The sequence below is a fragment of the Pseudoalteromonas sp. L23 genome (genome assembly GCF_021728455.1).
In the GTDB taxonomy this organism is placed as follows: domain Bacteria; phylum Pseudomonadota; class Gammaproteobacteria; order Enterobacterales; family Alteromonadaceae; genus Pseudoalteromonas.
In genome coordinates, this window is sequence record NZ_JAKKCW010000001.1 from 715028 (window position 1) to 728724 (window position 13697).

General features: G+C 42.2%; 9 protein-coding genes and 1 tRNA gene. 4 read left to right on the forward strand and 6 right to left on the reverse strand.

The genetic code is table 11. The annotated features are described in order from the left end of the window. Positions 1–30: 30 nt before the first annotated feature. On the reverse strand, positions 31–1344 hold the full coding sequence (locus L3V43_RS03225) for an amidohydrolase (protein ID WP_237115745.1): 1314 nt from the start codon (positions 1342–1344) through the stop codon (positions 31–33). A 128-nt stretch (positions 1345–1472) separates the two neighbouring features. Here L3V43_RS03225 and L3V43_RS03230 point away from each other — a divergent pair, with 128 nt between their 5' ends. Further along, the gene (locus tag L3V43_RS03230) at positions 1473–2684 is read left to right on the forward strand and encodes an HD-GYP domain-containing protein (RefSeq protein ID WP_237115744.1); all 1212 of its coding nucleotides are present in this window, start codon (positions 1473–1475) and stop codon (positions 2682–2684) included. Here the strand turns inward: L3V43_RS03230 and L3V43_RS03235 are convergent. Both L3V43_RS03235 and L3V43_RS03240 read right to left on the reverse strand, forming a co-directional pair. Further along, positions 2681–3664 (reverse strand): general secretion pathway protein GspB, encoded by a 984-nt coding sequence (locus tag L3V43_RS03235; RefSeq protein WP_102057451.1) that lies wholly within the window; start codon positions 3662–3664, stop codon positions 2681–2683. The two genes, L3V43_RS03230 and L3V43_RS03235, sit on opposite strands and share 4 nt — an antisense overlap. Positions 3665–3672: 8 nt before the next feature. Then, positions 3673–4587 carry an AAA family ATPase gene (locus L3V43_RS03240; RefSeq protein WP_174169761.1) on the reverse strand — a complete coding sequence of 305 codons (915 nt, stop codon included), beginning with the start codon at positions 4585–4587 and terminating at the stop codon, positions 3673–3675. A 90-nt stretch (positions 4588–4677) separates the two neighbouring features. On the opposite strand from L3V43_RS03240, the gene L3V43_RS03245 reads away from it, so the two are divergent. The 3 genes from L3V43_RS03245 to L3V43_RS03255 all read left to right on the forward strand — a co-directional run bounded on the left by L3V43_RS03245 (position 4678) and on the right by L3V43_RS03255 (position 12072). Next, positions 4678–5778, forward strand: a complete 1101-nt coding sequence (locus L3V43_RS03245; protein WP_102057453.1) for a tRNA nucleotidyltransferase — start codon at positions 4678–4680, stop codon at positions 5776–5778. A 463-nt stretch (positions 5779–6241) separates the two neighbouring features. Continuing rightward, positions 6242–9205, forward strand: coding sequence for a TonB-dependent receptor (locus L3V43_RS03250; protein ID WP_237115743.1), 2964 nt, complete (start codon positions 6242–6244; stop codon positions 9203–9205). 185 nt (positions 9206–9390) lie between these two features. Beyond that, entirely contained in the window at positions 9391–12072 is a 2682-nt protein-coding gene (locus L3V43_RS03255) for an ATP-binding protein (protein ID WP_237115742.1), read from the forward strand. On the opposite strand, the gene rimI is transcribed toward L3V43_RS03255, so the two are convergent. The 3 genes from rimI to L3V43_RS03270 form a co-directional block, all read right to left on the reverse strand. Continuing rightward, positions 12064–12510: a ribosomal protein S18-alanine N-acetyltransferase gene (rimI, locus tag L3V43_RS03260; protein ID WP_010605967.1), complete on the reverse strand. Its 447-nt coding sequence runs from the start codon at positions 12508–12510 to the stop codon at positions 12064–12066. The two genes, L3V43_RS03255 and rimI, sit on opposite strands and share 9 nt — an antisense overlap. After that, positions 12500–12796: a hypothetical protein gene (locus L3V43_RS03265; protein WP_102057456.1), complete on the reverse strand. Its 297-nt coding sequence runs from the start codon at positions 12794–12796 to the stop codon at positions 12500–12502. Before L3V43_RS03265 ends, rimI begins: the two co-directional genes overlap by 11 nt. 64 nt (positions 12797–12860) lie before the next feature. Then, positions 12861–12937, reverse strand: a tRNA-Trp gene (locus L3V43_RS03270). Positions 12938–13697 lie beyond the last annotated feature (760 nt).

Genomic DNA, 13697 nt, shown 5'->3' on the forward strand with positions numbered 1-13697 from the left:
ACTATGCAAGATAAAAATGCTAGATAAAGCTTACTTTTGATTAAACAAAGCAAGTGCACTATTAGTCATCGCTCTAACTCCAGTTGCGATGGCGATAGGGTAATCTGGCGCAAAGTGACTAGAATGCAATGAAGGTAAAGGCTCTCCGCTTTTTTGTGCCGCATCGAATACCGCTTGATTAACACCACCTAGCCAAAAAATTGTAATTGGTACATTGTCGTCAGTACGGCCATATAAACCGAAATCTTCACCAGCCATCACCGGCTGAGATTGTTCAACATTTTCTGCACCAATTTCCTGCTTAATAGCGCTAGTTACAAACTTAGCCAACTCCGGATTATTATACGTAGATGGAATGCTTTCGCTTTCATGAACGATAACCTCAGGCACAAGACTGTCCTCCAATCCTGCACTTTTTGCTATGCCTGCAGTCAGGCGTTTTATCGCCGCAATTTGTTGCTCACGCACATCCGGATTATAAGAGCGTAGCGTCAGTTGAAGCTTCACTTCGTTTGAAATGATATTGTGCTTAGAACCACCGTGAATAGAGCCTACAGTGATCACCGACGGCTCTAACGGAGAGATCTCTCGTGATGTAATGGTCTGTAGTCCTAGTACAATTCGAGATGCTAGTACCACAGGGTCGATGGTAGTATGTGGATAGGCTCCATGCCCCCCTTTACCCTTGACAATGATGTCAACTGAGTCAACATTCGCCAATGCATAACCCGGTGCGATCGCCACTTTACCGGCAGGAACCGCAGCACTTACATGCAAACCAAGCACATGATCGGGTTTAGCAAACTGAGTATACAACCCTTCCTTCAACATCGCTTTTGCGCCGCCACCCACTTCTTCAGCGGGTTGAGCAACTAACATCAATGTACCTTGCCACTTTTCCTTGTTAGCCATTAGCTGTTTTGCCGTACCGATTAAACTGGTCATATGGATGTCGTGACCACAACCGTGCATCACACCAACCAAATTCCCCGCATCATCTTTCACTTTAACTTTTGACGCGTACGACTTCCCTGTTTCTTCAATAATTGGCAAACCATCGGTATCGGCTCGGATCATCACCGTTGGACCATCACCATTTTTCAGCATGCCAACAACACCAAAGCCACCCACATTTTCAGTCACGTCATAACCAAGTCTGCGCATTTCATCCGCCAAACGCCCTGCTGTTTTTTCTTCTTTATAAGAGAGCTCAGGGTTTTGATGTAAATGTAAGTACAAAGACTCAAGTTCAGGCATAGACTCTGCAACTTGTTGTTTCAAATTGGCATTCGCATGCCAAGACAAAGTGGCAATGAGGCCTAACACCAAGGGAGATAAGCGCATAAAATAGACTCCTTTTTGTTTCTTTCAGGATGCGGGTTTATTGGGGGAAAATCAATCATATTTATATTTTAATCCTTTCTATTTTACCAAGTTTTGCTACGCTTAAAGACACAACTTAAGGAACCTTCATGCCAGAGATTAACATTAATATCAGTGATTTAGAGCCAGGTATGTTTGTTGTCGGTGTGACAAAGCAGACAGGCTCAGTTGCGATTAAAACCAAAGGCTGGGTGAGAACGAAAACAAGCATTACAAAGCTACAAAAGAGTGGTGTTTTAGAGGTAACGGTCGATCCCAGTAAGCGCCTTTCAGAACATGACCCTCACGACGAACCACCTCATGATGAAAATATAGAAGAGCCGCATAAACCAGAGCATGATCCATGGCAGAGCAAGTGTAGTGTTGATGCAGAGATGCAACACGCAGTGACACTTTACGACGAAGCAAAAGCAATTCAAAGCAAAGCGTTTGCGGATATTAAAGCGGGTAAAGCGATAGAAATAGAGGCTTTTAAAGCAACAGCAAGCGGCTTTATTGACTCCGTATTTCGCAATCAAGATGCACTATCCTGTATCGCGCGGATCAGAGAAAAAGACGCCTATCTATTGGAGCACTCTATTAATGTTTCTATCTTAATGGCTATTTTCTGTAAGCACCTAGGCTATTCGAGAGAGTTAACCGAGGAGATGACCACAGGCGCGCTACTCCACGACATTGGTAAGATAGAAATTCCCGACAATATTTTACATAAGCCTGGAAAATTGAGCCTCGATGAGTATCACATCATGAAGTCTCACGCTAAATACAGCTTTGATATTTTGCTCAATGCAGGTCTTGGACGAGTTGCTTGTGAAATAGCAGGCTATCACCACGAGCGCCTAGATGGCACAGGGTATCCTTATGGCAAAACTGCGGACGAACTTCCTCAGCATGTGAGAATGGCAGCTATCGTTGATGTATATGACGCATTGACCGCTGAGCGCGTCTATAAAGAGGGCATGACACCAATTAAAGCGTTTAAGTTAATGCGTGAAGGCTGCCCTCACCATTTTGACGAACAACTACTAAGCCGGTTTATTGCTTGCATTGGCGTATACCCTGTGGGCACTTTAGTAAAACTCACTAGTGGTAAGGTCGGTGTTATTGCCCAAAGCAATCCCAAAACGCCGCTAAAACCCGTTGTTAAAGTGTTTTATCACGCTAAACACATGCATTACATTGAAGTTCAAGATATCGATTTAAGCGCGAAAAAAGCAAACGATGAGCTAGAGTCAGCGATCAAGCCCGAAGAATTCAAGCTTGATCTTATTCGGTTTTTTAAACATTCAATGCTGCCTTAATATGAAGGCAGCCAGTCCTCCATTGCCTCAAGGCTGAATTCAATACCGTCGAAATCAAAACGTGTTTGCTCTGGTGTAATTTCTACAACGGTCAAAGCCCCTAGACTATCACCCTCATATAAAGGTCTATTGTTTATTTTTATCCACCGCTCATGGGAGTCGGTAGCATAAATATGTGCTTGATAGCGCAAGCTTGGAATACTATTTTGCAGTTGGGCAGGCAGCAGCGCGATGGGCGTAGCTGAAGCAGACTCCTTAGTAGTAGCAAGCACCTCAGGCTCTTCATGCGGTGCTGTTTCTTTTACCGCCTCTGCAAAGGCTTTTTTAAGTTCTTCTGATACCCCGGCAAGTTCATCATCTTGTGGTTTTGGCTTAGCGCCAAATACGCGATAGCCCGCGTACTCCCCAGCCGTTTGGACTTCTCCTGGAGATAAGTCTTGAGTAACCTGATTAGGTTGAATGACATCCGATGTAGGGATTGACACGACAGGTACAGCTTTAACAGAATCTACCGGTACCAATTGTTGTTGATATAGAGGCTTGCCTTGGTTATCAACGCCAATTTGCACAGACACCCACTGGAAGTGCTGCTCAGGCTCAGCAGTTTGTGCCTCTAGATTAGAATTAACAGTGTTGTTTGTCGCTGAAGTTGTCGCTGGTGTACTCACTTCTTGACTAGCAACACTAGCCTTTTTCACCTGCTGATTATTCTCCACCGCAAGATCTGTAGAAAGCTCAGCTTGCTCTTCTTTTTTCGCCTCCACTTTAGTCGTTACTGCTGGTTGCACTTCTGCTGGGGTCGTTATCTTACCGATATAATACCCCGCCCCAAGTGAAGACAAAGACAAGAGACCCGCACCGGCATAGGTAACGAGCTTTTTATAGAAAATGAGTTGGGCGTCTTGGCGTTGACTCAAATAATCCTGTTCGGCATCTGCACCTTGCTGCGACTGTTTCATAGCTCTTGTTAAATACGACATGTTTCCCTCTACACCAATTTTGCCAAACCAAAGCCCGCAACAAATAACATACCAAGCCAAACCGAAAAAAATAATGGCACGCGACTCTTTTCTTGGCTTGCAACTGGCACTAAATTAGTGGGTAGCGCCTCCTTTGCTGCTTGAACAGCGATTGCTTTCGTTACCTGAGTTTGCGATGCCGAGTATGCCCCTAATAAACACCTGTCGGCCAACAAATTTATTAATCTTGGGATCCCTGCTGTCACTTGATGTACATAGGCTACCGCATCATGGTGGAACAAAGCTTGCTGACAACCGGCTTTTTGCAGACGATGCTGTATATAAGCAAACACTTGCGATTCGCTAAGTGGCAGTAAGTGATAACGCGCCGTGATCCTTTGTGCTAATTGCCGCAGCTCGTTGCGCTGCAACAAATGCTGTAGCTCTGGTTGACCCACTAATACTATTTGTAGCAATTTTTTATGATCTGTTTCAAGGTTAGTCAGCAGCCTAAGCTGTTCAAGTACCTCCGGTGCTAAATGCTGAGCTTCATCAATGATCAACATTGTATGACCACCACTATGATGGTTCTCTAACAATCTATGCTTAATCACATCGGTAAGCGATTTTAACGTGGCGTTGTTGCTGTCATAGTCAATTTCCAGCTCATCACAAATCGTCGCAAGCAGTTCAAGCTCCGATAGCGATGGGTTAAGTATAAAAGCAACCTTCGTTGATTCAGGCAACTGAGCCAGCATACTCCGTGTAACTGTGGTTTTCCCCGTACCAACCTCACCAGTCAGTAGTACAAAGCCACCCGCGTCACCCAACCCATAGGTTAAATGTGCAAGTGCTTCCTTGTGACGTTCGCTAAGGAATAAGAATTCAGGATTTGGTGCAATCGAGAAGGGTTTTTCAGTTAACCCAAAATAGCGTAAATACACGACTTGTCTCTTTATTGTTATGATGCGCTCTATAATGGCAAAATCCGGTTCAAGATAAAACCTTGAATCGCATAAAATGGAATATAGCAAATGAAAATCTATCTCGTCGGCGGTGCAGTTAGAGATGAACTGCTAGGGCGCCCAATAAAAGAAAGAGATTATGTGGTCGTTGGCAGCACACCAGAGCAAATGAGTGAGCTGGGCTATCAGCAAGTTGGCAGCGACTTCCCTGTATTCTTACACCCCATCACAAAAGACGAACACGCTCTTGCGCGCACCGAGCGTAAAAGTGGTCAAGGATACACTGGGTTTATTTGTGATTTTGGCCCAGAAATAAGCTTGGAAGAAGATTTACTTCGCCGAGATCTTACCGTTAATGCAATTGCTAAAGATGATGATGGTTCGCTTATTGACCCCTATGGCGGTCAAAAAGATTTAGAAAACCGAATATTACGCCATGTCAGCAGCGCTTTTAGTGAAGATCCACTTAGAGTGCTGCGAGTAGCGCGTTTTGCAGCTCGCTATAAAGAATACAACTTCACCATTGCAACTGAAACTTGGCACCTTATGCAAACCATGGTCGCTAACGATGAATTAAAAACCTTAACCAAAGAGCGTATTTGGCTAGAAATAGAAAAAACAATACAAGATAACGGATTAGGACACTTTCTAAATACGATCTCAGCGTTAGGTGCACGTGAATTTGTTTCTCCATACATCCCAGAGTGGGATCAAGCAGCATATGGAAAATTTCAAAGTGCACTCTCTAGACTTGAAAAGAATGATGAGTTGGATGGATTAGCACAATTCAGCCTTGCCTGTTACTTTTCGGGTACTTGCTTGATTCAGTTAGAGCAAGCAAAACGATTTAAAGTGCCTAATATTTACTTAGAAAGCAGCAAAGAGCTTATCGCAAATCTCGATTTATTGAGCAAAGAAAGTAAAACCCCTGATGAATGGCTTATTATCTTACAAAATATAGACGCATGGCGCAGACCTGAGAAACTAGAGCGCTTTTGTTATATTTGTAGCAAGGTAAGTGATAATTTACGTGCTCTTTGTGACAAACTTACACAGAACTTTTTAGCAACTCGCAACATCGATGTACAAGAGATCATTGCAGACGGCTACCAAGGAAAGGCTATTCAAGAGCAGCTCAAACTCAGACGCTTAAAAGCTATGCAAAATTAGCTATTTTCCATAAAGAGATAGGTTGATTTTCGGCCTATCTAAAAAAGTTCCCTGTCGAATTCCCCTCAAAACATCAAGTGCTCACTTTTAGCACAGCAAAACCCACATAAAAATTACAATTCCAGCTACAAAAAAGCTTAAATTTCAAACTGAAACTTATATCATTTCTATCAAATTTAAATTTATTGTTCTCAAAACAATAACAGCATTTGTAAACACTTACTAACCGTAAATAAAAGATGACACAAAGAACCAACATAACCAACTGATTATAATAAAGAAAACCAAATAAGGAACAACAAAATCACACATTACACCTTTTTTAAACATCATACACATTTAGACAAAACCCATATTTAACAATTGTTTATGGTAAAAACGCAGCACCTATATTGCGATATGTCGCCTTCCAAAGTATGGAAAGGGTCGGCCATCGTTATAAACAAAGTAAATAAGGGTCAAAATGTTGAAGAAGTTAAATCTAGTTACCGCTGGAATCCAAGTTGCTTTAGTCGCTGGTGCCGTAAGCAGTTCAGTAGCTGTTGCAAACGAACAAACAGAAGCTAAATCAGTAGAGCGCATTCAAGTTACCGGTTCACGAATCAAACGTGTGAACCTAACTTCACCTACACCAGTTACTGTAATTGGTGGTGTAGAGCTTGAAAACCAAGGCATCACCAACGTAAATGACCTTTTAGCTGAAATGCCTCAAGCTAGTGTTGGCCTATCTCCTGAAAATACCACCAGCTACATCTATGCGTCAGGTTTAAATACTACTGATCTGCGTGGTTTAGGCTCAGAACGTACACTGGTATTAGTTAATGGCCGTCGCTTTGTACCAGGCTCTGTTGGTGACACTGCGGTAGATTTAAACAACATCCCTACTTCTATTATTGAGCGTGTAGAAATCGCAACAGGCGGCGCAGCAGCAGTCTATGGTGCGGACGCTGTCGCTGGTGTTGTAAACATCATTACCAAGAAGTCATTTGATGGCGTAGAAGTTGATATCTCCACCGTGAAGCCTGAACAAAGTGGCGGTGAAGATTACTCTTTCTCAATTACTGGCGGACAAGAGCTAGACAAGCTTTCATTCATTACCTCGTTGAATTATACGAAAAACGAAAGCTATGCAAAGCTTGACCGCGATTTCTACAGAAATTCAATGCGATCGATAGCCAACCCTTCTGACACAGGAAGCAAAGATGGCATTCCTGGGAATATCGTACTAAACGGTCAAACGGCCCTCGCTAGATATTCTGAAAAAGGTGATTTCTTTGCTATCGCTCCGGGTGCAGATAAAACTCGTGATGTATATTTAAATAACCACTTTGCATTTCAAGAAGATGGTTCATTACAACCATTTAACTATGGGTTAGGTTTGATCCCAGATCCAAATTCAGCTATTTCAGACTTAGCTGCTGGCCGCTACTTCCACGATGAATACAACAAAGGTGATGGTGTATTTACTCAAGGATCAAAAAGTTATTTTAGAACACCTCTAGAGCGAGTAATCGCTTCTGCGTATGGTACTTACGAACTGAATGATGAGCATGCTCTGACATTTGACGCAACTTGGTCAAAAACAGACTCGACAACTGAAAGCGGTCCAACATTCTTCGCCTATAAGATCTATCGTGATAATGCCTTTGTGAGCGATGAAATGGGCAATATCATGGATAGCGTAGAATACAAAGATAAAGATGGTAATTTAGTCAAAGGTATTGATAGCGTAACTTTATATCAAGCGAACTCAAACCTTTGGGGTGACCGTAACTACGAACAAGAGCGTGAAGTCTTCCGTTCATCTATTGGTGCCGAAGGGATTATCAATGATGATTGGAGTTACAGTGCCTATTTCCAATTTGGCCGCGTAGAGCAAGATACAACTTGGACAGGTGAAGTTCTTGAACAAAACTTACTAAACGCAGTTAACTCAGCCGTTATCGATGGTCAAACTGTATGTGTAGACCGTGATAGTAAAGGTAAGATCATTGGCCAAATCGCAGGCTGTGTACCATTTAATCCTATGGGTGCAACATCAGCAACTGCAGAGCAAATGGGTTATATTTCGACTGTAGCGACCCGTTTTGCAAGACATGATCAAGCTGTTTTTGCAGCCACCGTCGATGGTATTCTATTTGAGCTTCCTGCTGGTTATGTGAGTGCTGCATTTACCGCCGAGCACCGTCGCGAAGTTGCTGAAAAGACGCCATCTGAAAATATGGAAAAAGGCTTAATCTTCGGTAATTCTAGCTTACCAATGCATGGTGAAATTGAAGTTGACGAGCTTTCAATGGAGCTATCTGTACCATTACTCGTGGACGAATTTCTTGCATTAGACTTAACATTTGAAGGTGCATATCGTTATATGGATTATTCAGTGACTGGTGGAGACGATGCTTGGAAGCTAGCACTTAATTGGGGTATAACTGAAGAGTTAAGACTACGCGTTAACCGTTCAAAATCAGTCAGAGCACCGAGCTTAGGTGATCTATTTGCACCGTCATCAACACAATACAGCTCTGGCCGTGCTGACATCTGTCGTGCTGACAGCATTAAAAAGCTAAGTGACGATTACAAGTACAAACAAAACATTATTAGAAACTGCCAAGCTGACGGCTTACCAGAAGGTTGGATGCCTTCTTCAGAATGGCTTGCGGGCGGCAGTCTTGAAGGTTCAATCGTTGGTAACACCGAACTTAAGAACGAAGTGTCTAATGACTTAACTGTAGGTCTTATCTATACACCTGAATTTATCGAAGGTCTAGATTTTACTGTTGATTATTGGTCATTCGAAATTGACGGCGCAATTCAATACTTTGGTCGTGCAGACATAATCAAATACTGTTATGAAAGTGAATCAATTGACAACTTATTTTGTAAAAACTTAGTTCGCGGTAAAAATGGCGATATTGAACACTTCTATCAACGCCCAATTAACTCTGCACAAATAGTAAAGAAAGGTTACGATCTAGAGTCGGCATATCGATTTGATGCCATGAGTGGTGAGGTTGCTTTAAAATTAGCCGCGACTTACATTCAAAAAGACACTCAAAACTCAACAGGCCGTGCTGACGACTTACGTAGCTTTACTGGACTAACTGACGATTCACCACGCTGGAAAGGCCGTTTTACAGCGGTGTACTCGCAAGATGAATCAGTATACGCGTTAACGGTTAATTACCGCCATAGTACGGTTGATGACAAAGATTGGACTATTGAAGCTAATAACTTCAACGAAGTTTCATCATATACAACTGTGGATTTCATGTATAAGTCATACGTGTTAGAGGATTTACAACTTCGTCTAGGTGTAAGTAACCTATTTGATAAAGAACCTCCTCGTACACCAGCAACATTCGACTCAGGCGAGTTCTATGATGTTAATGGTCGTAGATTCTCAGTAGGTATGAAGTATAACTTCTAATCTTCTTTAGAATTTGATTCAAAAAAAGCCTCCTTTTGGAGGCTTTTTTACGTTATCCCCACCTTTTATCTTATTTTCGCCGCGATTGAGCAAACTTGAGTATTCACCTCCCCCAGCTTATGATTTAATACTCATGTTAATTTTTTTGTCATTAAGATTTCGTGTAGCAAGGCAGCTAGTTATCCATGAAAACAAGCAAGTTAAGTATTCGACTCCTTTGGTATATCACCCCGCTTGTGATATTACCCTTGCTGTTTCTTGGCGGATTTACGCTCACGAATGTAACTAGCTCAACGCAAAAACAAGCCAAGCTCATTGTTAGTCGTTTCGTTGAACAACAACAGCAGAAGATGTTCAATTATATTGAGATCTACCAGTCCACGACAAAACTGCTCTCAACCTCTCCAGTACTTAGTGATTTTCTTAATTCGGCCCATCTTGAAAGAATGGAAAAGACTAAGCGTTTAGGTGCGCTAATGGATGTTTTTGCCAGTTATAGTGAAGCCTACCCTGATATCATTAGTATCAATCTTTTATCTCCCAATGGCAGAAGCTCCGCATTTTATTCCAGTAACTTGGGCGAAGCGCCAAACCTCTACCCTTTCGCCAAACAGATCATGCAAAGTAACTTACGCCAACATCAATTTATGGTTGCCTCAAGTGCAGGTACACAGCTGTATTTTGTCCAGCAGATCTACAGTGTAGATTACGAACTTAAGCAGCCTAGACAACAAGGCTATATCGTCGTACAAGTTTCTCCCTCTCTCTTAAGTACTAGCATACTTGAAGCTCCGTATGATAATACGCTAAACCTCTTGGTGAGCATTGATGGTGAGGTATTATTCAGCTCAGATACAAATCTCATTGGCCACTATTTAAGCGCCAGTGAAATAGAAAAAATAGGCTATATTGCTGATCTTGGGCAATTAGACTCTACCGTTATTCATAGCATTGATAATGTAGAAAGAATGACCTATAGCGCGCAACTAAGTGGTGGTTACTTTTATATTTCGACAATTCCCAAATCACTACTCTATCGCTCAGGTAAAACTATTAGTCTGATCACAGCACTGATCGTTATCTTATCTGTGATTACACTACCGATCTTGATTTTTATCGTGGTTCGTAACCTGTTGTTAAATCCAATAGAGTTATTGGGCGAAGCGAGCCACCGGGTCGGAGATGGTGATCTAATGGTGGCGCTACCAGAGCATAATAGTGACGAAGTTGGCATTCTTTTCAGAGATTTCAACCATATGATCGGCCAAATTCGTACCTTTCAGCGAGAGCTTGAGGATTACAAAGAGCACTTGGAAGAGAAAGTTGAAGACAGAACCAAAGAATTAGAAGAAACTAATAGCAAGCTAGAAGTTGCTATTGTAGAAGCCGAGCAGGCAAACCAGCTTAAAAGTCGCTTTTTAGCTAACATGAGTCATGAGATACGTACCCCGCTTACCGCTATTATGGGGTTTACCGAGCAGCTTATACAGAATCCTAATTCTCCTGCCTCAAAACAGCACCTAGACACAATTTTAAGAAACTCTAAACACCTTTTAGAACTTATCAATAATATCTTAGACCTCTCTAAAATTGAGGCTGAAAAACTAGATGTGGAGGAATCAGAGGTCTTGGTGATGCCACTCATCAATGATATTGAATCCATCATTGAGCCGATGACGAATGAAAAACTACTGAACTTTTCCACAGAATTTATTCTACCGTTGCCTGATAAGCTTTACACCGACATTACTCGCTTAAAACAAATCTTGCTTAACATCGCAACAAACGCGGTGAAATTTACTGAGTACGGTGGCGTTCATTTAAAGGTGGAGTTTAGACCGGAATCTGAAAAGTTTATTTTTAGTATCAAAGACACCGGAATTGGCATGTCGCAAAATGAGCTAGAGCGCGCATTTAAGCCTTTTGAGCAAGCTGATACAACAACAACTCGGCGCTTCGGTGGCACAGGACTAGGTCTTTGTATATCAAAGAATCTAGCACAACTGCTTGGCGGTGACGTAAATGTTCAAAGCCAACAAGGCGCAGGTAGTCTATTTTCTGTTGAAGTCTCGGGTAATTTCAAAGAGCGCTCTTACTCTTGGCTAAACGCACTTGAGCGACCAAGACAACCGGATAACAGTAAAACCCATATTGCAGCAGTAAAAGAGCTTGATGCCAAAGTGCTTGTTGCGGAAGACAATCCCGATAACCAAGAGCTTATTACGCTGCTACTGTCTAATTGGGGCATAGTTCCTGATATTGCTAATAACGGTGCTGAAGCGGTTGAAATGGCGCTGGTTGAAGACTATCAACTGATCTTAATGGATATGCAAATGCCAGTCATGGGTGGTGAAGAAGCAACGCAAATGCTCAGACATGCCGCCTATGATGGACCAATCATCGCACTTACTGCCAACGTAATGAAACACGACATAGACAACCATATTAAAGCAGGATGTGATGCCACTCTTGGCAAGCCGATAGATAAAGAATTGCTAGGTAAATTACTACTAGAGTACCTTGAACTTCAAAATGGCAAGTCCTCTTCATGGGATGCCTTATTACAAACCGAAAAGTTCTTACAAATAAGCCGAAATTACGTTGAAAAGCTACCGTCACAGCTAGTTGAGCTGCAAAAGCTTTATGATACACAGGAATGGGAATCTTTAAGGGCACTAGCACATAGTATCAAAGGCAGCGCGGGTTGCTTTGGCTTTATGAATATTCATGAAGCCGCAGGGGAACTAGAAACCAGTTTGCAAAAAACACAAAACAGTAATCGCCATTACTATTTGCTTAAGCTCACTGAGGCTATGCGCTACACCCTATCGATAGACCAGCCCACGGATAATAGTCACTTAGGCTAATGGTAAGGCCATGAGCATTGCGTCTTCACGACCATGAGTGCTCGGGTAGTAGTTTTTTCTCAAGCCCATTTCGACAAAATCATAGCGATGATATAACGCGATTGCTGAAGCGTTTGACGCTCTTACTTCAAGGAAGATATTTTCTGCCTGCAAGGTCTCTGCTTGCGCTAACAAATCTTCCATTAATGGCTTCGCGTAGCCCTTACCTTGGTAATTAGGACGAATACAAATATCCATCAAGGTTAAGTCTGGGCCCGCACGCTCTGCAACGTAGAAACCCACTAGCGTGTTACCATCAACAATAGCTGTATTAAAGTAACGACCATGAAGGCAGGACTGCATGGTTTTCTCACTCCAAGGAAAAGCATGACAGGCTTGTTCTACTTGCATTATTTCATTAAGTGGAAATTGTAGTAAGCCACCTTGCTTAACTTGCATCTTGTTGACTCCAGATTAATTGCCACAACGCACGCTTTTGAGCCGTACTTAGTTGTGCACTTGGCAAACTCAATTGGTTATCCTGAAGTGCAATCGTGTTACCCGTGACAACCTCAATTTTTCTACCCATTACCAATTCAAAGTCCTGCAACAAAACAGTCGGTAAAGCTATTTGCTGAAGCTCATTCACATCAGTAGCAACAACTGCGTTGGGATCAAGATGTGCAAATGTAGAATTTAGCTTTAGCGGTACAATATCAAGAATATCTGCGTAAATCGGATTCATGGCTAAGCAGTTTAATTTTTTAAGGAAGTTTACTTTGAAAATATGCGAAGTGCAAAATAAGAAGTGGCAGGGGCGGCAGGACTCGAACCCGCAACCATCGGTTTTGGAGACCGCTGTTCTACCAATTGGAACTACGCCCCTGCAATGTCGACGCATTATAAAGCGCTTTTTTGAAAGGTAAAGTGAAAAATCACTTTTTTGATTCAACTGCTTCTAAAACAAGCAAAATGGCGAATATTTATCATATTCGCCATTTTCTTAAGTGGATGCTAACTCATTTTAGAGCCATTATTCCCACTCGAAGATCAATAAGAAGAAAATATATCTACATAACAGCTAGTTAGGCAGGTGGCTTTTCTCGATACCATCATCTATACCATGCACAGAATTTTTTTGATTTTTTGCTGTTCGTCGACGTTTTAGTTCAGCTTTAGCCTAGACGGAGAATTCTTGTATATCACGACGAAGCTCTTATATCTCTTCAACACGCAGCCGTCGCGAACCCGAGGTAACCCTATCCATCTTGTGCCTCCAACTTATCGCAGCACATTTTAAAACGCATTAAAACATAAGTGGAGAAGCCAAAGACAGAAAACGTGACACAGATACCGCATTGGCCTTGTCAGCATTGTAAGGCAGGTATCTTGCGGCTAATTGGCGTATTCAAGTTAGATGCACCAACGACCAAAGTAGACCGAACGAATTAGCAGCTCGATAGCTGCTCAAAACCAATTAGTTAACCTGCTTAATTGCTCAGGCTAGCGGCCTCTGTGCGCGTAAAAAATATAATTGCTTATTAAGGCAAATTTAGGTGTAATGAAGACATAATAAGCGCTGAGCGATGCAGGGAAAGCTTACATAACACTAGCTAAACTGATTACACTAGCTAGGAAAGTGAGAG